This window comes from Nocardia iowensis (assembly GCF_019222765.1).
Taxonomy (GTDB): Bacteria; Actinomycetota; Actinomycetes; order Mycobacteriales; family Mycobacteriaceae; genus Nocardia; species Nocardia iowensis.
Genome location: NZ_CP078145.1, coordinates 2,706,334 through 2,725,558, shown reverse-complemented (window position 1 = coordinate 2,725,558; position 19,225 = coordinate 2,706,334). Strand labels below are relative to the sequence as shown.

Below are 19,225 nucleotides of genomic sequence, written 5' to 3'. Positions count from 1 at the left end.
ATACTTCGAGAAGTGGCCCAGCCCCCGCCAGGGCTGGGCCACTCTCATGCCCGAATCAACCCACTCGGCCTGCGCCGGGTACCGGGTTGCTGTGTCGGCATCGCGTTCGGCGGCACCGGATAGGGAATCCCGGTGGTCACCGAACCCAATGCGATATTCGGGCCGCATTGGGCGACCGCGGCATCCATTTTCGGTTTCGGGTCGGGCAGCACCGGTTTCGCGGTATCCGGTGCCGAGCCGAAATCGAAGGTGGAGGTCATATCGCCGGTGACGCCGCGGCGCCACGCGGTCACATTCGGCACCTCCACACCGAATCTGGTTTCCAGCAGTCGCAGCTGTGAGGTGTGGTCGAACGTTTCCGAGGCGACGAGCCCGCCCCGGGCATACGGCGAAATCACCAGCGCGGGAACGCGATACCCCAAACCTATCGGACCGGCGATGCCCTCGGCCGCCGACACGCGGTCGAGCGGCACGGTGAGGAACTCGCCTGGGGTGCCCGGCGGTGGCGTGGGCGGGGTGACGTGGTCGAAGAAGCCGCCGTTCTCGTCATAACTGACGATCAGCGCGGTCTTCTCCCACACCTTCGGATTCGAGGTGAGGATGTCGAGCAGCCCGATGATGCCGAACGCACCGAATGCCGCGGGCAGCGCGGGATGTTCGCAATTGAGCAGCGACGGAATCACCCAGGACACGGCGGGCAGCGTGTCGTTGGCGACGTCGGCCTGAAAATCGTTGGGGTACACCGGCACCCTGCCGCGACGCGCCAATTCAGAGTTCGGGTCAGCGGATTGGGTGAAGCAGCCGAGCATGCCGTCGAGGATCACCGAGGACAGCGGGCCGACGTCGCGGTTGTTGTAGACCTTCCAGCTGACGCCGGCCTCGGATAGGTTCTCCGGATAGGTGCGCCAGCTGTAGACGTGCTGCGGGATCAGCCTGGGGGTTTCCACCAGCGGGCCGCCCGCGTTGCCGTCCGGGTCGATGGTGCCGCTGATCCAGTACAGCCGGTTCGGGTCGGTGGGGCCCAGTACCGAGCAGTGATAGTTGTCGCACAGGGTGAAGGCGTCCGCGAGCGCGGTGTGGACCGGAATGTCTTGCGGCAGGTAGTAACCCATCGCCGCGGGCGCGTTGGCCGCGCCGACGCTGGCGATCGACATCGGCATCCACTGATCGTTGCGTCCACCGTTCCAGGCCCGGTGCATGCCGCCCCAGCTGTGGTCCGGATCATTGATGCATTCGCCGTCGAGCGTTGCGCCGCGGGTGGTGTCGAGCCGGAACGGATTCACATAGCCGTCGGGTGTCGGGCCCGCGCCCGGCGTCCAGCCGTACTGCCGCCAGGCTGTCGCCGCCTCGTCGAACCCGCGCACGCCGGACAGGGTGCCGAAATAGTGGTCGAAGGAGCGGTTTTCCTGCATCAGCAACACGAAGTGCTCGATGTCGCCCAGGCCACCCATCCCGGCGGGGTCGGCGGCGTAGGCCCGTTCGATGATCGGGTCGGCCCAGGATGCCAACGCGCCCACCGCACCGGCCGCCGCCGCCTTCGCTAGGAATTGTCTGCGATTGAGCCCGCTGAACGGCCCTGCTGCGCACATCTCGTCGGCCGACCTTTCCGCCAGGGCTGTCGAGCAGAATTTCGCGATCCGCGCCGACCATACCCGACGTGCTGTGACGCCGCAGAGAAAGATCGTTTAGCCGGACCGTGAAGTGATCCGGACCACGCCGGTGGGCGACCGTTTCGGCGCGGTAGCCGAACAAATGCCCGAATTGCTCCGCGCTCCTGAGTGTTTCACCCCTTTTGCCCGTTTCATCCCGTCGCGGTCACGGATTCCCGCGTGGGCGTGGCCAAGTCGGCGGCACCGCGCAGAAACCTGCGCCACACCAACAATGCCGTGGCGCCGAAGCCGAAACACAGGCCGAGCCAGATGCCGGGGCCGCGCCAGCCGAGGCCGAACCCGAACACGGCCATGGCGGGCACGCCGATGGCGAAGTAGCCGATCAGCGTGCTCTGCATCCCCGCCTTGGTGTTTCCGATGCCGCGCAGCAACCCGATGGACAGGTTTTGCGAACCCTTGCAGTACTGCTGGACGATCGCGAACCACAGCAGCGTCGACGCCGCGGCGATGACGGCGGTGTCGTCGTGGTGCGAACTCAGGAACGGGGCGAGTACCGCGCCGGGAAACAGCACGTAGCCGAGGCCGACCACGGTCATGAACGCGAAGCCGAGCGCGAAGGTCCGCCGGGCGATGCCCGCCACCGCGGGCCCGTCCCCTTGCCCGACGGTTCTACTGACCAGAATCGAGGAGCCTTGGGAGAGGCCGATATTGACCTGATACACGATATAGGCCAGCTGGTTGACGATATTGCTCGCGGCCAGTGCCACCGGCCCGAAGCTGCCCATCAGCACCGCGGCAATGGATGTGATCGCCGCTTCCGCACCGTAAGTCAGCGATATCGGGGTGCCCATCCGGACAATTCGTGTGACCGTCGCGCGATCGGCCTGCCAAAAGCGCAGGGACAGCAGGTCACCGAGCAGTGGGTCACGCCGGACGGTGCGCAGGTACAGGCAGCACGTCCAGACCTGAACCAGCGTGGTGGACAGGCCGATTCCGGCAAGGCCCAGTTTCGGCATGCCGAACCAGCCGAAGATGAACAGCGCGTTCAGCAGCGCGTTGACACCGATCGACAGCAGCGTCACGCGCAACAGCGAGCCCGCGCGCCGCAGGCCGACGGCGAACTGGCGCAACACGTTCAGCCACAGCATGGGGATGAGCCCGGGGGCCAGTGTCCACATGATCGGGCGGGCCAGCGCCAGCACGTCGGGATCCTGACCGAGCCAGCGCAGCGCATAGCCGAGCGTGATCAGGATCAGCGCGCCCGCTGCCGATGTCACCGTGGCCACAAGTGCCGCGGCACGGACATATCCTTGGATCTCGATGCACGCTTGCTCATCGATATCGGCACTGCCGCTGCGTTTTTCACTACTCCCGACCGCCTGGGCGATCATGTTCCCGACACCGGTGATCATGCCGACACACATGGTGCGCAGTTGGTTGTACAGCAGCAACGCCAGTCCGCCTGCCGCGACGGAGGTGACACCGAGCAGTCCCATCATCGCCAGATCCACCGTGGTCAGCGCCACCTGGGCGAGCTGGATACCGGCGATCGGGGCGGCCAGCGCGACGATGGCCCGATACTCTCGAAAGGCCATGGGCTAGGCTCCCGTCCGCTCGACGCCATATGCCGCCAGCCGCACGGATTCGTCGTACGCCCGCAGCAGCCGGACGGTCCGCTGCTGTGCCGCCCGGTCGTACAACCCGCGCTCGTGTAACCAGTCGTCGTCGTACACGGTGTCGAGGTACTTCTCCCCCGCATCGCAGATCAGCACGACCACGGTGCTCCCCGCGGGCAGATGCACCAGTCGGCGCACCGCGACATGGATTGCCGCACCGCCCGTTCCGCCGACCAGGATGCCGGTGCGACGCGCGACCACTCGCGCGGTGGCGAACGCGTCGATGTCGCCCACTCGGCAGCCCTCATCGATCGCGTCGTATTTCACGTTGCCGCCCACCGAGAACCCGGCCGGGCTACCCGCACCGGACTGCCAGTAGCTGCCACCCGCGCCACCGAAGATGATGGAGCCCACGGGCTCGACACCCAGCGCGCGCACTCGCGAGCCGAGCCTGCGTAGTTCCTCGACTGTCCCGCAGAGTGATCCGCCGGTCCCTACAGCGCCCACCAGGTAGTCGATATCGGTGTTGAGATCGGCGAGCAGTTCGCCCGCGAGGTCGCGATAGCCCGCGTTGTTGTGCGGATTGTTGTGCTGGTCCGGTCGGTACGCGCCGGTGCGGGCCGCGATCTCATCGGCGACTCGCCTGCGCTCCACCGTGCTCGGACCGCCGCCGGTGCCGCTGTCGACCGAAACCAGCTGTGCGCCCATCGCTTTCATGGCGCGCAACTTGTCCTTGGCGGCGTGGTCGTCCACCACCGCGGTGAACGTGTAACCGCGTTCGATGGCCATCAGCGCGAGACCGGTACCGGTATTGCCGGAGGTCGGTTCGACGATGTGCCCGCCGGGACGCAATTCGCCGCTGCGTTCGGCCTGTAGCACCATCTCCCGCGCCATCCGCACCTTCGCGGAGCCGGTCGGGTTGAACTGCTCCAGCTTGAGCAGCAAACGGGTGCCCGCGCCGGTGCGCACGAGTTCGAGCAGCGGGGTGGCGCCGATCAGTTCGGAGGCGGCGCGGACGACGTTCTCTCGGCGGCGCGGCAATTGGGCGGACAGCGGTCGCGGCTGCACGGTGTGCGTTTTCACCTGTCCATGCGTGCTCACTTGTCCAAGCGCCACCGAAACCGGCCCTCCGCATCCGTGATAACTACCTTCGGGGGCAGTGGCAGCTGGTGGAATTCGCTCTCGTTCTTGTCCATCTGGTAGCCCGCCGTGTTCGGATACAGCAGTAGGTCGCCGTATTCGGGACGCTGCGGCAGCGGCACCTTGCGCCAGGTGAGCACGTCGTATTCCATGCAGCTCGCGCCGCCGACACAGCTGGCGATCGGCCCGGCCGCCGGATCGTGCTTGCGGGGCACCAGGATCGGGTCCGGCAGAAATTCGCTCCCTTTCCACTGTTCGGACACGCTCATGCTCAGGCCGTGCACAGTCGTGATGCCGTAGTCGGCATTGTGCTTGTAGCCGAGAACCGGGAACACCGTAAAGCCCGCATCGATGAGCAGTGCGCGGCCGGGTTCGATGAAGAGCTGGATATCGTTATCGCGCAGGTGCTTCGCCAACGTGCCGCCCTCGAACGTGGTCGCGAGGATGGCGTCCAGCATGTCGGCACCCGTCGGGTCCTGTGCGTACGGATAGAACTTGCCGAACTGTTTTCCGGCGTGGAACCAGTCGTCGCGCCGGTGGGCGAGGAAGCCGTTCCAGTCGTCCTCACGCAGGTAGCGGCAGGCGAAGCCGCCGCCGATCGACAGCGTGTCGACCGGCAGGCCCTGTGCTTTCGTCGAGGCGCACAACCGGATCAGGTCGAAGGCGAGTTCGGCTCGCGGTGCGACCGCGTAACCGTCCAGGTGGAAAGAGAACCCGATCAGTTCGACCCACGGTCGTAGCCGCACACATCGGGCGATCGCGGTGTCGAGATCCGCTGCCGACAAGCCGAATCGGCTGTCCGGCGCGTTCGGCGGCAACCGCCGCAACAGGATTCGCACCCGCCCCGCGCTGCGCGCGATCTCGGCGATCCGCTCCAGTTCGTCGAGCGCGTCGATGGCGACCACGCAGTCGTGCCGGGCGGCAAGCCGCAGTAGCGCATCGGTTTTGGCCGCGCCGGTCACCCCGATGTCGCGACCGCGGACGCCGTGCGCCAGCGCGTGCACCAGTTCGGGCTCGCTGGCGACATCCACCGCGCCGTCGAGGTCGGCGATCGCGGGCAGCCAGCAGCCCGCCTTATTGGCCTTCTTGCCGTAGTAGACCTGGCCGCGCACCCCGTGCCCGGCCAGCGTTTTCTGGAAAGAGCGGAGGTTCTCGGCGAACTGCGCGGGATAGACCACGTGGAACGGGCCGCCCACCGCGTGGTGGATGTCGAAGAGCAGATGTTGATCCGTCCGAACCCGCCGCTGCCATTCCTGTTCCACCGCGGGCAGCGCGGGGATATCGACGAGTGCGGCGTTCAGGACCACAGTTGCACCCGCTGTCCGCGTCCCGCCGCCACCGCGCGGGTCGCCAGTGCGTGGGCGACCGGGATATCGGTGATGATCATGCCGCTGGCGAAGGCGAATACCCGATCGTCCTCGGTGGACCGTCCCAACGCCCGCCCCGCCACGATGTCCGGCAGTTCGGCGTCGATGACCGGCTGACCGTCCGGCCCCGCCAGCCGGCTGCCGGTGACGCCGAGTTGTCCTGCGCTGGTGGCGATCGCGTAGTCGGCGGCGCGCAGGGCGCCACTCTCGACGCCCTTGCTGGCCACCGAGATCAGCAACCCACCCCGCGGCAGCCATTCGGTTCGTACCTTGGGATGCGCGGCCCGGCCGGACGCCACCACCACGATGTCGGACTCGGCGACCGCCGATGGCACATCGTCGACGAGCTCGAGCTGCCGGTCCGGGAACCAGCGGTGCAGCGCCCCAATACTTTCCGCGATGCCGTCGGGGTGGGTTCCGAACAACCGCAGTTGCCGCAACTCCGGTAGCGCGGTCAGCAAGTACGGCAACGTGTTTCGCCCCTGAATGCCCGTGCCGATCATGAGTGCGCTCGTCGCGCCCGCGCGGGCACTGTGTTTCGCGATGATGGCGGTGGTGGCCGGGGTACGGGCGGCGCCGACGCGCTGGCAGTCCATGAACGCGAACGGCAGACCGGTGGTGTCGTCGTACAGGCTGATCGTCGTGTAGTACTTGTCCGCACTCTCGCTGCCCTGCCGGTAGGACGTCTTGAATCCCAGGTGCTCGAGCGAACTGTCGTAACCCAGCATCGAATACGACACCGCGTCGCGTTCCGGCTTCGGGATCGGCATCATCAGTTTCACCGGACAGCGGGAGTCGCCGCGCGCGAAGGCCAGGTAGCCGTCCTCGACCAGATCGATGACCTCGGCGGGCGGAATGTCGATGTCGGCCAGATCGGTGCGAGTGAGAATGTGTAGTGCGTTACTCATAGAACTCCGATGTCGTGGTGCGGATTACGAATGCCATTGCGGCAGCACATATCCCGATCCGAGGCAAAGCCATAAGAGCATCGTAGACTATCGATAATGATTTTCATTAGCATCTGAGGTGAAATCGGACACATCAGCCAACCCGGGCACGACATGCACGCGCGACGAGGCGAAACACCGGCAACTGGTTAACCTCGAGCTAATCTCCTGCCTGTGCCGATCAGAGATGTGATCCCACGCCGGGCGCACAAGTGGCAGCCGCTGCTGTGGCTCGGCGCATTCGGCGTGTCACTGCTGTTCGCCTTCGGCACCGTCTACTCCTGGACGCACGCCGGGAGCAGCCACGCGCCGATCGCGGAGATCGGTACCACCGTCTCGAATTACGCCGAGGTGGAGAAGGCGGTGACGCCGCACCTGCCGCAGGATCGCGTCGTCCCTCGGCTCTCGACCGGCGTGCTGCTGAACTCGCTCCAGTTCATCAACGCGCACAATGTCAAGGCCACCGGCCACATCTGGCAGCACATACCGCCGGGCTTTCCGGCGGAGATCCAACCGGGGGTGCTGCTGCTCGAGGCCGAGGACCCGCACTGCCTCAAGAAGGTCTTCGAGTATCCGCTCGGCGAGAACCGGGTGCTGGTCTGGTCGTTCTCGACCGTCATTCGCCAGCAGTTCCACTACGAGGACTATCCGCTCGACCACCAGGACATCTGGCTGCGGATGCGCCCGGTCGACATGACCCATCTGGTCCAGTTGGTGCCCGCCTTCGACTCGTTCCCGCCGTGGCGTGGGCACGCGCTCAACGGCTTGGACCCCGGCCTCGTCTTCGGTGACTGGCGCCCCGATTACACGGTCTTCAGCCTGAACCGCCAGGACTACAGCATGCTGGACCATCCCGGGCTGGCCAACACCGACGAGTTGTACTTCAACGTCGGCGTCAGCCGCGGCCTGCTCGGCCCGCTGATCGGCCGGATCGTCCCGGTCATGCTGCTGGCGGTGCTGATGTTCCTGTCGCTGTTCGTCATCACCACCGACCCGGATCGGCGACCGATCTCCGGGTTCACCGCCTTCGCGATCATCACCTTCTCCGTTTCCACGGTGCTGGTCGTCGCGGTCAACGACAACGCGGCCCGACAGGAGATCGGGTCCGCGGGCATCGCCTACATCGAATACTGGTACTTCACCCTGTATGTGATGACCTTGCTGGTCGCCCTCAACGCCACGGTGCTGCTCTCGGGCGCGTTCGGCAAGCTCATCGCCTGGCGCGACAACCTGCTGCCCAAACTGCTCTTCTGGCCGCTGTTCACCGGCATCATGTTCGCGGCGACCATCGGCTATCTCGGGGTCTGACGCACTGATATCAGACGGCTAGCAATCATCCAGACAACAGCAGCGGAGGGGTGTCGGCGAGGCCCATTCGGTATACCTACAGCCCGAGTGAGCGGACCAGATCGAGCATCTCGATGCGGAAAAGCTTTGCGGGATCCCGGGATTGGGGCACCAGGTGGCCGTAGACCTCGAGCGCGATCAGGCCGTGCATGCGACCCCACATGCGCAGCGCCAGCCCGAGGGCCGAGGGCGGGAGGTCGGGGAAGTCCGCGCGGACGTGCTCGACGAGGCCCACGTCGAAATCGGACCACGTTGTGCCGCTGGAGGATTGGCTCTTTTCGGCATACGGCCACGCGGCAGCGGCCAGCCCGACGAGGCCGGTGCAGGCACGCAATTCGGCGGCGGTGGCCGGTCCGCCCGGCGGAGGCTGGTAGCCCGGTACCGGGTCGCCGTAGATGAGCCGGAATTCCGCGGGATGGGTGACCGCCCAGTCGCGCACGCCCTCGCCCCACGCCACGATGCGACCGGCGGGGTCGTCGGCGGGGATCGCGTCGCGGGCCGCTTCGAGCCGGTCCACCAGGGCGGTGTAGACGTCGGAGATGAGCGTGGAGATGAGCTCGTCGCGGGTGGCGTAGTAGCCGTAGATGGCGCCCGCCGTCATCCCCATATCCCGGGCGATGGCGCGCAACGAGATCGCATCGGGGCCTCCTTCGGCCAATAACCGCAGCGCAATCGCCTTGATATCCGCTGCGGCCTGCTCGCGCAGACGCTCCCTGCGACTCTTCGCGACCTCCACCACGGTTTGACACTCTACAGCGTTTGGCTACTATCAGCCGTGCCGATACTGAACGGCGTGTAGTAAATGAACAGCGTTTAGGGAGTGATCGTGGAGATCGGGATTTTCGGGGCGACAGGTGTCATCGGCGCTCGCGTCGTCGCCGAAGCACAGCAGCGAGGGCATCGGGTTACCGCATTCACCCGTGCCGCCGCGCGGTTCCCCGCCGACCGAGGGACCGTCACCTGGAAAGTGGCCGACTGGCTCGACGCCGACAGCATCGCGGCGGCCATCACCGGCCTCGACGTGGTGATCAGCGCGGTCAACGCCGGGCACGGCATCGCCGATACCATCGCCAACGCAGAGAATTTCGTCGTCGGAGCGCAGGCGATGGTCAGCGCGCTCGAACGGCATCCGCGCATCCGGGTGATCACCGTCGGCGGTGCGGGCAGCCTGGAGGTCGCACCCGGGGTGCAACTGGTCGATACCGGCGCGGACTTCACCCGCACCCTCACCGAGGTGCTCGAGGTTCCCGCCGAATACGCCGAAGTGGTGCGGGCACTGCGGGATGCCTTGAACGTCTACCGGTTGTCCAATCGCCACTGGACCTATCTCAGTCCCTCCGCGGGCCGGATCGAGCCGGGCGAGCGCACGGGGCGCTTCCGGATCGGCGGCGATCAGCTGCTCGTTCCCGCGGACGGCGCGGGCGATATTTCCGCCGAGGACGTCGCGGTCGCCCTGATCGACGAAGCCGAACAGCCGCGCCATATCCAACGCCGTTTCACCGTCGGCTACTGATAAACCGGCTGTGCCGCATTACCACCGTGCGGCACAGCCTACCGAAACCTGTCGTACCCCTACGGCACAATAGAAACCAGGTCGGACGTCGATCGAGTTGTTGCCCAACGTAATTGGCAACTCGACCGAGGAGGCACAATGCCTGACGTCCCAGCTTCGATGCCCGACCCGCGCGACCCGATGTGGGACAACCTCGAGCGGCTGGTCGAGCTGGCGGCTGAGGTCGAGCGGCATCGGTACCTGCTGCGCGCCGCAGCCGACGACTATCGGTGGCGGGTCGCCCGGCAGGTGGAATCCCTCGAGCCCTACGAGCGGGATATGCGGCTGGCGCATGCCGAACGGCTGATTGATGCGTTGCTGATCGATCCGATCCGGCACAACGATCTCGACCTGGACGCCTACCGGGCCATCCGGGACGGCGCGCCGATCGAGTTCGACCCGGACAGCCGCGGTTATGTGCTGCGGCGACCCGGCCGGACTCCCCTGCCCATTCGGCCCGGCCTGCCGGAGCACCGCCTCGGCGTGATCGCCCGGCTCGCCGGCCTCGGCCTGCGGCTCGAGCAAATCCAGGTCGTCGCCCTCACCACCGCCCAGGGTGTCGACCCACCCGAGCCCCCGGCCAGCACGCCGGAGGTGAACCGTGGGACGACCAAGCCGTCACGACGCACCCATGGCTCCCGGAAGAAGCGGCACGCCGACAACTGACTTCGGCCCGCCTTCGTGCTCGGCTCCGCCGATATCTGACAGTCCCTTGCAAACTTTCCATCGGTATTCGTATGCTTGCCGACAGAACCTGATAGTGACTGTCAGATATCGAGCCCATGGAGGGGCGATGGCACAATCCACCATCCTCGAACGGCCGCAACCGCCCCGTCCCGAACCGCGGTGGGGCGCCGCCGGGCGGTGGGGTATCGCCATGGCGAAGCACCGCAAGATCGTGCTCGGTGTCTGGCTATTGCTCGTGGTGGCGTGCGGCGCGGCTTACCCCGCGCTGCACGACCGACTCGGGACACCCGACTACTCGGTACCGGGATCCGATTCGGTCGCGGTCGAACACCTTGTCGCGGAACACTTCTCCCGCTTCGGCAGCGAACAGGACCTGATCGTCTTCCACTCGGCGCAGCACACCGTCGACACGCCGGAGTACCGCGCGACCATCGATCGGACCATCGGCATCGCCCGGCAGACGACGGGCGTCGCCGGTGCGATCGGGCCCTTCGACGGCAATGCGGCCCAGATATCCGCCGATCGGCACACTGCCTTCGGCATCGTCGGCCTCAACGGCGACATCTCCGAACGCGTGCGGGTCGTGCAGGAATTGCGGACCGCCATCGCAACCGCGCCCGGCGAGGGTACCCAGGCCATGCTCACCGGTTATGCACCGATCCAAGCCGATCTGATGGAGATCGAGACCGCCGACCTACAGCGCGCCGAAGCCCTCGGCATCCCGGTGGCGACGGTGCTGCTGGTGCTGGCGCTCGGCGCGCTGACCGCCGCACTGCTACCCATCACCGTCACCGCGGCGGGCATCGCGGTCGCCATCGGCGCACTGTTCGGCCTGACCTCCTTCCTCGCGTTCGACTCGCTGGTGCTCTCGGTGGCGACCATGATCGCCACCGGTACCGCGATCGACTACGCGATGTTCATCGTGAGCCGCTTCAACGAGGAGCTGACCCGGCGTGGCGTGCGAAACCGCCGGGACCGCGGCGGTATTCAGCAGGCCGTCGGCGCGGCGATGGACACCACCGGCCGCACCGTCCTCGCCTCCGGTCTCATCGTGATGATCTCGCTGTGCTCGCTGGCCATCGTGGGGCTGCCGATGTTGAACGGGATCGCCGTCGGGGTGGTCACCGCGGTGGTCGCGACCATGACCGCGGCCTTCACCCTGCTGCCCGCTGTGCTCGCGACGCTCGGCCCGGCGGTGAATCGCGGCGCCCTACCCGAGCGGCTGCGTCCGGCGGAGGTGCGCTCGGTGTCGGCGTCGAGTGCCTGGGCACGATGGGCACACACGGTGATGGCGCGGCCGGTGCTGTTCGGCACGATCGGGGTGGCGCTGTTGGTCGTGGCGGCGGCCCCGCTCACCGGTCTGCGCTACGGCGTCGATCTCGGGCTCGACTCGCTCACCGGCCGCCCGTCCGGACAGGCGATCACCCTGGTCGAACAGAACTTCGTCCCGGGTCTGCTTGCCCCGATCGAGGTGGTCGCGACCGGCACCGACGCGGCACCGTTGACCAGCGCCGCACGCGACGAGGCCGACCGGTTCATCGCCGAACTGTCCCGCGATCCCCGGATCGCCACCGTGCTGCCGCAGTACGCGGACGGCCGGATGTTCGCGGCCGTCGTCCCGCACGCGTCGTTCGGGTCGACCGCCGCCACCGACCTGGTTTCCGATATCCGTTCCCGCGCCTCGTCTCTCGGCGACGCCGAGGTGCGGATCGGCGGCACGACGGCGTTGTTCGTCGATGTGTCCCAACGGATTACCAGCCGATTCCCTTGGGTGATCACCCTGGTGCTGGCCGTTTCGCTCGCCTTCCTCGTCGTCGCGTTCCGCAGCATCGTGCTGGCGGTCAAGGCGATCGTGCTGAATCTGCTGGCCACCGGTGCGGCACTTGGCATTACCGTCGCGGTCTTCCAGCACGGCATCGGCGAATCCGCACTCGGCTTCCACAGCAGCGGGTTCTTGCAGATCTATCTGCCGATGCTGGTGTTCGCGGTGTTGTTCGGCCTGTCAATGGATTACGAGGTGTTCCTCATCCGCCGCATGAAGGAACACTGGGATGCCAACCACGACAACGCGGCGGCCGTCGCCGATGGATTACAGCGCACGGCCCGGCCGATCAGCGCGGCGGCCGCCATCATGGTTGCCGTCTTCGCCAGCTTCGTGACCGCGGATGTGTTGGAGCTGAAGCAGATCGGGTTCGCGCTGGCCGTCGCCATCGCGATCGACGCCGTTCTGGTGCGGTTGGTGCTTGTCCCCGCGTTCATGCGATTGTTCGGTCGGTGGAATTGGTGGCTGCCGAAGCGCGGGTCGCGCGTGGACCGGGTGACTATCGGAACATGACCTCGATCTGGTCGATGATCGAGCCGATGGCCTGGGTGTAGACGTCCTTCAGTGGTCCGGCGAAATCCTTTCCGGCCCAATGGTCGAGGGCTGCCACGCAGCCCCAGACCGCGGTCGCCGCGGCCATCCGCACCCGAAGATCGTTGGGGCCGAAGCCGGTTCGGTCGGCGAACAGCGTCCGGAACTGATCCTCTAGATCGCGCATCTGCTTGGTCTGGCCGACCTTGATCTCGGGGATGGCCGCCATGTATTGCAGTCGTTGCCGGATCCGGCGTTCCGACTCCTCGGTCAGCAGTGAATCGATCAACAGCGGGACCAGCATCCGCGCGACGGCGATCAGATCGACGGGTTCGACGGTGGCGGCCCCGCCTGCGGTGCGGATGGCGTCGAGGACCTTCGGATCCGCCTCGTCGTGCAGGACGAGCATCTCTTTGGTCCCGAAGTATCGGTAGACCGAGCTCGGCGATACCCCCGCCTCGGCGGCGACCCGCTCGATCGTCACATTCCGGTATCCGTGCGCGTCGAAGAGATCCAGCGCGACCCGCTGAATGCGGCTCATCGCCTCGATCTTCCTGCGCTCCCAGGAAGTCGACGGAAGCTCTACCGCGGCATCGGACATCATCGCTCAGGATACCGGGAGCCGTCTCCGGAGCGGGCGAAGCGGTGCACGCCGTGCGGCAACCGGGTCCGAAATGGGCGAAGGCCCCGGTCCATTCCGGACCGGGGCCTTCGTCACGTGTACCTATCAGGCGTTGCCGGAGAGCTTCTCCCGCAGAGCCGCCAGCTGCGCGTCGCTGGCCAGCGAACCGCCGGCCGACTCGGACGAGCTGGTGGAGGAGGACGAAGCAGCCTGCGCGCCACTCTCGGAGGAGTAGTTCGAGCCGCCGCCACCGTTCGCGGCCTCGGCCGCGGCGTCGGCCGCCATCTTCTCCATCTGAGCGGTGTGCATCTTGTGGCGACGCTCCGCCTCGGCGTAGCGGCCTTCCCACTCTTCGCGCTGCTTGTCGAAGCCCTCGAGCCACTCGTTGGTGTCGGGATCGAAGCCCTCGGGGAAGATGTAGTTGCCCTGGTCGTCGTAGCTGTCAGCCATGCCGTACTTCGACGGGTCGAACTCGGCGTGGTAGTCCTCGTTGGCCTGCTTGAGGCTCAGCGAGATCCGGCGACGCTCCAGGTCGATGTCGATGACCTTGACCATCGCGTCGTCGCCGACCGCGACAACCTGGTCCGGGACCTCCACGTGGCGCTCGGCCAGCTCGGAGATGTGCACCAGGCCCTCGATGCCCTCTTCGACGCGCACGAACGCACCGAACGGGACCAGCTTGGTGACCTTTCCTGGCACGATCTGGCCGATCGCGTGGGTCCGGGCGAACTGACGCCACGGGTCTTCCTGAGTCGCCTTGAGCGACAGCGAAACCCGCTCGCGGTCCAGGTCGACGTCGAGCACCTCGACGGTGACCTCGGTGCCGACCTCGACAACCTCGGACGGGTGGTCGATGTGCTTCCAGGACAGCTCGGAGACGTGCACAAGGCCGTCGACGCCGCCCAAGTCCACGAAGGCACCGAAGTTGACGATCGAGGAGACCACACCCTTGCGGACCTGGCCCTTCTGCAGCTGGTGCAGGAACTCGCTGCGGACCTCGGACTGGGTCTGCTCGAGCCAGGCGCGGCGGGACAGGACCACGTTGTTGCGGTTCTTGTCCAGCTCGATGATCTTGGCCTCGATCTCCTTGCCGACGTACGGCTGGAGGTCGCGAACCCGGCGCATCTCGACGAGCGAGGCGGGCAGGAAGCCGCGGAGACCGATGTCGAGGATCAGGCCGCCCTTGACGACCTCGATGACGGTGCCCTTGACGGCCTCGTCCTTCTCCTTGAGCTCCTCGATCGTGCCCCACGCGCGCTCGTACTGCGCCCGCTTCTTCGACAGGATCAGGCGGCCTTCCTTGTCCTCCTTGGTGAGAACGAGGGCCTCGACCTCATCGCCCACGGAAACGACCTCATTGGGGTCGACATCGTGCTTGATGGAGAGTTCGCGGGAAGGGATGACGCCTTCGGTCTTATAACCGATGTCGAGCAGGACCTCGTCGCGGTCGACCTTGACGATGGTTCCTTCGACGATGTCGCCGTCGTTGAAGTACTTGATCGTGGCGTCGATGGCGGCGAGGAAATCCTCGGCGGAGCCGATGTCGTTGACGGCTACCTGCGGCGAGGTGACGGTGGTGGGCATATGTCGGTTTGCTCCGGACGGATTGTGGTCGGTTGCGGACATTGGAACTTTCGGTACGCTGGCGAATTCACCGCGGTGGTGTGAAGACGGACACTAGGAACGTACCGCACGTAACGCACGTGAAACTCAGCACGGGTGGTTGACTCCGGTACGGCTGTACTGAAGGCACTCGCGCGTTCAGCGTACGCGACCTTGGTCCGGCCGGGCAAACCGGTCCGGCCGCCACGCCGGGATACGCTGACGGCGTGTCGGAAGATCGCCATGCAGAGGCAAACACACTGCTCGGAACCGCGGGGACCGCGCGAACCCGGATCGACTCGGCCGCGAGCCAGCAGGCCAGCCGCCGCTGGTGGGACGCCGACGCGGGTCAATATCACGAGACGCATGCCGATTTTCTGGGCGTCGATTCCCCAGACGGTGAGTTCATCTGGTGCCCGGAGGGCCTGCACGAGGGCGATATGCGATTCCTCGGTGACGTCGCGGGCAAGCGGATCCTGGAGATCGGGTGTGGCTCGGCGCCGTGCTCGCGCTGGCTGGCCGGACAGGGCGCGCACCCGGTTGGGCTCGATCTGTCGATCGGGATGCTGGCGCGCGGCCGGGCCGCGATGGAGCGCGGCGGGCCGCAGGTGCCGCTGATCCAGGCGGGTGCCGAGACGCTGCCGTTCGGTGACGAATCGTTCGACCTGGCCTGCTCGGCGTTCGGTGCGATCCCGTTCGTGGCCGATTCCGCGCAGGTGATGCGCGAGGTGGCGCGGGTGCTGCGGCCGGGCGGCCGCTGGGTGTTCTCGGTGAACCACCCGATGCGCTGGATCTTCCCCGACGACCCCGGCCCGGCCGGGCTCACCGCCACCATCCCGTACTTCGATCGCACGCCCTATGTGGAGGTCGACAGCGAGGGCGAACCGACCTACGTCGAACACCACCGCACGATGGGCGACCGGGTCCGGGAGATCGTCGGCGCGGGGCTGCTGCTGGTGGACATCGTCGAACCGGACTGGCCCGAGTGGCTGGAGCGCGAGTGGGGTCAGTGGAGCCCGCTGCGCGGCGAAATCTTCCCCGGCACCGCCATTTTCGTCACCGAGAAGCCCCGCTAGATCGACTCGAGCAAGACGATGGCGTCGGCGCCATCGAGTCCGGCGGGGTCGAATGGGGCGTATCGCTGGTCGTCCGAGACGCGTGCGGACACCACCTGTCCGGCCAAGGCGGCAGCCAACGGGCGCGCCGGAAACAGCGCCCGGCTCGCCGTGGCGTCCCCGAGCACCGCCTGGAAGTCGTGCGGTTGTCGCTGAACCGCGGGATTGTCCACCCACCGATCGCAGTCGAGCGCGATGAACGCGTAGCCACTGTCGAGAACAGGCGCGGTCAGCGCGCCCGCGCTCCACCAGTGCACGTCCATGCCGCCGAAACGCATGGCGGACTCGGTGCGCCGCAGGTGTGCGTTCTGGGCGAAGACCAGGCAGGGTCCGTGGTGCGCCTGCACGCGGGCGATGGCGAGCAAATTCTCCGCCATCGTGGCGTCGCGCAACCCGGTCAGCAGGCTGAACCGTTCCGGTCCCGGCTTCGCCATCTCCGCGTGGTAGCGCAGCAGGCCGTGCGCCGCCCTCGCGAGCATCAACGCGCGTTCGAAGTCGTTGTCCGAGCTGGCTTGTCGCAGACCGGGCGCGTGTGCCTCGAAGCGGGCCACGATGTCGTCGGCGGCCAAACGCAGTGCGCGCGCGTTGTCGGTGTCACCGATGGAGTCTGCCGCGTCGTACATGGCGGCGGGGTTGGACCAGTCGGCGTCGGCCCCGAGCAGAGCGTCGAGGGTGTCGCGGTCGTGCGGGACGCGTCCGGCGGGCAGGTGCTCGCGCAGATACTCGTGCGCGCCGAGCAAAGCGGCGCGCGGGCTCGGGGCGGCGGCCATTTCCAGCGGTGCGTCGAAGCCATAGAACCGCACCTGATCGCGGGGGTCGCGGCCCGCGTTGTGCTCACGCAGCCAGGTGACCAACTCTCGATTGGCCGGAGCCGCACCGAAGCCGTGGCTGAATCCGGTGGCGAGGACCTCGTCCAGGTCGCCCGCACCGGTCCGCACGTAGTCGTCCACGACAACTGCTGCGAGGCAATCGCTTTCGAGAGCGATGGCGCGGTACCCCTGCTGCTCGACCAAGTACGCCAGCAGTTGATTGCGCAGTTGGGGGAACGCCTCGACGCCATGTGTCGGCTCACCGAGACCGAGGAGGACGGGCGGCCGTTCGAGCGTGCCGAGGAACCGGCCGACACCGACACCGAGTTCGGTGCTGCCGGTGCCGAGATCGAAGGCGATGTCGCGAAGGGAGAGTTGCCTGGTCATGAGGTGCCTTTCTGGAATTCCGTTCGACACCTTCGACCGTATCGTTGAACACTCGGTTGGCACTTTTCCAAGTACTAGCTGATAAAGGCGGCGTAAACCTTCAAAATAGTGAGATGCCAGCACGAGCTCTGCGGCCCGCCGACCTTGCACACGAACACGGTCTGTCCACCCAGGCGGTCCGCAACTATGAGGACGAAGGAATCCTCCCGCCCGCCGAACGCAGCGACACCGGGTACCGCCGATACACCGAGGCACACGCGCAAGCGCTGCGCGCCTTCCTGGCCCTGCGCCATGGCTACGGGCATCAGACGTCCGCCGCCATTCTGCGCGCCGCGCACCGACCGGACCAGGCGACAATGTTTCGTCTCATCGATCAGGCGCACGCCGACCTCTTGCACGAACGCCGCACCCTCGACGAGGTCGCCGCCGCCCTCGACGCCCTGTCCGCCGACCCAGCCCCCACCGAGAACAGCACCGCCGCAATGACTATCGGCGCCTTGGCGCATCGCGTCGGCATCCATCCCGCGTCCCTGCGCAAATGGGAAGCCGCGGGCATCCTGCGCCCGCACCGCGATCGAGCGACCGGCTACCGCGTCTACCCACCCGACGTAGTGCGCGACGCCCACGTGACCAACCAACTCCGCCGCGGCGGCTACCCCCTCCCCCGCATCAAACTCTTCATCGATCACCTACGCGCCGCAGGCGATTCACCCGACCTAGCCGACGTCCTCGACGAATGGCAAGCCCGCCTCACCCACCGCGGCCACGCCATGCTCACCGGCGGCGCCCACCTGGCCACCTACCTAGCCCTGCTCACCGAGCGGGACACGGCTGCGGCAAAACGCGAATAAGCCCTCCGCTATGTCCCGTTCGAAGAACGAAGACGGGTCCGGGCATAGGCCCGGACCCGTCGGTTGATCGATTCGGCTATTTCGGCTTGCGGCCTGCTTGTTCGAGGGCTAGCCGGATGGCGTACTCGATTTGGGCATTGATGCTGCGCAGGTCGTCGGCTGCCCACTTGGCGATGGCCTCGTGGACGGCCGGATCGAGCCGTAACAGCAGCTTTTTGCGCTCAGCCATGGGCTTCGGCGCTCAGTTGTAGAGGGAGCCGGTGTTCACGACAGGCTGGGTGGCCCGGTCACCGCAAAGGACCACAAGCAGGTTGGAAACCATTGCGGCGCGGCGCTCCTCGTCCAATTCCACGACGCCCTGTTCGGTGAGCCGCTCCAGCGCGAGGCTGACCATGCCGACCGCGCCCTCGACGATCTGGGTGCGGGCGGCGACCACCTGGGCGGCCTGCTGGCGGACCAGCATGGCCTGGGCGATTTCCGGGGCGTAGGCGAGGTGGGTGATGCGGGCCTCGAGGACCTCGATGCCGGCCAGCTCGGTGCGGTCGCGCAACTCGACGGTGAGTTCCTCGGCCACCTCGGCGCCGTCGCGCAGGCTGGTGCGGGTCGCGTCGTGCGAGTCGTACGGGTGCGTGGTGGCCAGGTGCCGGACCGCGGCCTCGGACTGGGTCTGCACGTACTCCTCGTAGTCGTCGACGGAGAACGCGGCCTTGAAGCTGTCGACCACGCGGTAGACCACCACGGCGGCGATCTCGACCGGGTTGCCGTCGGCGTCGTTGACCTTCAGCTTCTGCGTCTCGAAGTTACGCACCCGCAAGGAGATCCGGCGACGGTCGGTGAGCGGGAGCACCGAGTAGAAGCCGGGCTCGCTCACCGAGCCGATGTAGCGGCCGAAGAACTGCACCACCTGGGCTTCGTTCGGGTTCACGATGATCAGACCGGTCGCCGCCAGCAGCAGCACGAGCACCACGAAGGTGGCGACGATCGCGCCGATCAGGGCGGGCACGTTCTGGTCCCGCGCCATCGCGAGGTAGCCCCACGCGGCGGCGCCACCGAACACGAGGGTGAGCACCAGCCACGCCACCAGCACCAAGAAGCCGTTGACGTGTAATGCGGGCCGAAGCTTCATGACATCCTCCAAGTATCAAAGTGATATCACTAGGCTAGCAGACTGATACTCCGATTGGCACTACCGGAAGCTCCCGCGAATCTCGGTGCCGGTT

At 66.7% G+C, this 19,225-nt stretch carries 17 protein-coding genes; 6 read left to right on the top strand and 11 right to left on the bottom strand.

The genetic code is table 11. From position 1 onward, the window contains the following. Nucleotides 1-44: 44 nt before the first annotated feature. From KV110_RS12545 to KV110_RS12525, 5 genes are all read right to left on the bottom strand, one after another. Nucleotides 45-1,589, bottom strand: a complete 1,545-nt coding sequence (locus KV110_RS12545) for a phospholipase C (protein ID WP_218476102.1) — start codon at nucleotides 1,587-1,589, stop codon at nucleotides 45-47. 212 nt (nucleotides 1,590-1,801) lie between these two features. After that, nucleotides 1,802-3,205 (bottom strand): MATE family efflux transporter, encoded by a 1,404-nt coding sequence (locus KV110_RS12540; RefSeq protein WP_218476100.1) that lies wholly within the window; start codon nucleotides 3,203-3,205, stop codon nucleotides 1,802-1,804. 3 nt (nucleotides 3,206-3,208) lie between these two features. Then, nucleotides 3,209-4,267, bottom strand: a complete 1,059-nt coding sequence (locus tag KV110_RS12535) for a PLP-dependent cysteine synthase family protein (RefSeq protein ID WP_393539161.1) — start codon at nucleotides 4,265-4,267, stop codon at nucleotides 3,209-3,211. Nucleotides 4,268-4,323: 56 nt separating this feature from the next. Next, complete coding sequence (locus KV110_RS12530; RefSeq protein WP_218476098.1) at nucleotides 4,324-5,673, bottom strand: alanine racemase; 1,350 nt, start codon at nucleotides 5,671-5,673, stop codon at nucleotides 4,324-4,326. Then, nucleotides 5,664-6,641 carry an ornithine cyclodeaminase gene (locus tag KV110_RS12525; protein WP_218476097.1) on the bottom strand — a complete coding sequence of 326 codons (978 nt, stop codon included), beginning with the start codon at nucleotides 6,639-6,641 and terminating at the stop codon, nucleotides 5,664-5,666. Before KV110_RS12525 ends, KV110_RS12530 begins: the two co-directional genes overlap by 10 nt. A 213-nt stretch (nucleotides 6,642-6,854) precedes the next feature. Between KV110_RS12525 and KV110_RS12520 the strand changes: the two genes are divergently transcribed. Further along, entirely contained in the window at nucleotides 6,855-7,988 is a 1,134-nt protein-coding gene (locus tag KV110_RS12520; RefSeq protein ID WP_218476095.1) for a hypothetical protein, read from the top strand. Between the two features lie 76 nt (nucleotides 7,989-8,064). Here KV110_RS12520 and KV110_RS12515 read toward each other — a convergent pair whose 3' ends face one another. After that, nucleotides 8,065-8,766: a TetR/AcrR family transcriptional regulator gene (locus tag KV110_RS12515; protein ID WP_218476094.1), complete on the bottom strand. Its 702-nt coding sequence runs from the start codon at nucleotides 8,764-8,766 to the stop codon at nucleotides 8,065-8,067. 87 nt (nucleotides 8,767-8,853) lie between these two features. On the opposite strand from KV110_RS12515, the gene KV110_RS12510 reads away from it, so the two are divergent. From KV110_RS12510 to KV110_RS12500, 3 genes are all read left to right on the top strand, one after another. Further along, on the top strand, nucleotides 8,854-9,540 hold the full coding sequence (locus KV110_RS12510) for an NAD(P)-dependent oxidoreductase (RefSeq protein WP_218476092.1): 687 nt from the start codon (nucleotides 8,854-8,856) through the stop codon (nucleotides 9,538-9,540). 138 nt (nucleotides 9,541-9,678) lie between these two features. Beyond that, on the top strand, nucleotides 9,679-10,245 hold the full coding sequence (locus KV110_RS12505) for a hypothetical protein (protein WP_218476091.1): 567 nt from the start codon (nucleotides 9,679-9,681) through the stop codon (nucleotides 10,243-10,245). Nucleotides 10,246-10,372: 127 nt separating this feature from the next. After that, nucleotides 10,373-12,601 (top strand): MMPL family transporter, encoded by a 2,229-nt coding sequence (locus KV110_RS12500; protein WP_218476089.1) that lies wholly within the window; start codon nucleotides 10,373-10,375, stop codon nucleotides 12,599-12,601. On the opposite strand, the gene KV110_RS12495 is transcribed toward KV110_RS12500, so the two are convergent. Both KV110_RS12495 and rpsA read right to left on the bottom strand, forming a co-directional pair. Next, on the bottom strand, nucleotides 12,588-13,223 hold the full coding sequence (locus tag KV110_RS12495) for a TetR/AcrR family transcriptional regulator (RefSeq protein WP_218476088.1): 636 nt from the start codon (nucleotides 13,221-13,223) through the stop codon (nucleotides 12,588-12,590). The genes KV110_RS12500 and KV110_RS12495 overlap by 14 nt on opposite strands. A gap of 123 nt (nucleotides 13,224-13,346) precedes the next feature. Continuing rightward, nucleotides 13,347-14,825: a 30S ribosomal protein S1 gene (gene rpsA / locus KV110_RS12490; RefSeq protein WP_218476087.1), complete on the bottom strand. Its 1,479-nt coding sequence runs from the start codon at nucleotides 14,823-14,825 to the stop codon at nucleotides 13,347-13,349. A gap of 245 nt (nucleotides 14,826-15,070) precedes the next feature. Between rpsA and KV110_RS12485 the strand changes: the two genes are divergently transcribed. After that, nucleotides 15,071-15,919, top strand: a complete 849-nt coding sequence (locus KV110_RS12485) for a class I SAM-dependent methyltransferase (protein WP_218476086.1) — start codon at nucleotides 15,071-15,073, stop codon at nucleotides 15,917-15,919. On the opposite strand, the gene KV110_RS12480 is transcribed toward KV110_RS12485, so the two are convergent. Next, nucleotides 15,916-17,154: an erythromycin esterase family protein gene (locus KV110_RS12480; RefSeq protein WP_218476085.1), complete on the bottom strand. Its 1,239-nt coding sequence runs from the start codon at nucleotides 17,152-17,154 to the stop codon at nucleotides 15,916-15,918. The two genes, KV110_RS12485 and KV110_RS12480, sit on opposite strands and share 4 nt — an antisense overlap. A 113-nt stretch (nucleotides 17,155-17,267) precedes the next feature. On the opposite strand from KV110_RS12480, the gene KV110_RS12475 reads away from it, so the two are divergent. Beyond that, a complete protein-coding gene (locus KV110_RS12475; RefSeq protein ID WP_246634492.1) occupies nucleotides 17,268-18,005 on the top strand; it encodes a MerR family transcriptional regulator in 738 nt (245 codons plus the stop codon). A gap of 76 nt (nucleotides 18,006-18,081) precedes the next feature. On the opposite strand, the gene KV110_RS12470 is transcribed toward KV110_RS12475, so the two are convergent. Together KV110_RS12470 and KV110_RS12465 are read right to left on the bottom strand one after the other, a co-directional pair. Then, nucleotides 18,082-18,234, bottom strand: coding sequence for a type II toxin-antitoxin system antitoxin (locus KV110_RS12470; RefSeq protein ID WP_141717931.1), 153 nt, complete (start codon nucleotides 18,232-18,234; stop codon nucleotides 18,082-18,084). A gap of 12 nt (nucleotides 18,235-18,246) precedes the next feature. Then, the gene (locus KV110_RS12465; protein WP_218476084.1) at nucleotides 18,247-19,131 is read right to left on the bottom strand and encodes an SPFH domain-containing protein; all 885 of its coding nucleotides are present in this window, start codon (nucleotides 19,129-19,131) and stop codon (nucleotides 18,247-18,249) included. Between the last annotated feature and the right edge of the window lie 94 nt (nucleotides 19,132-19,225).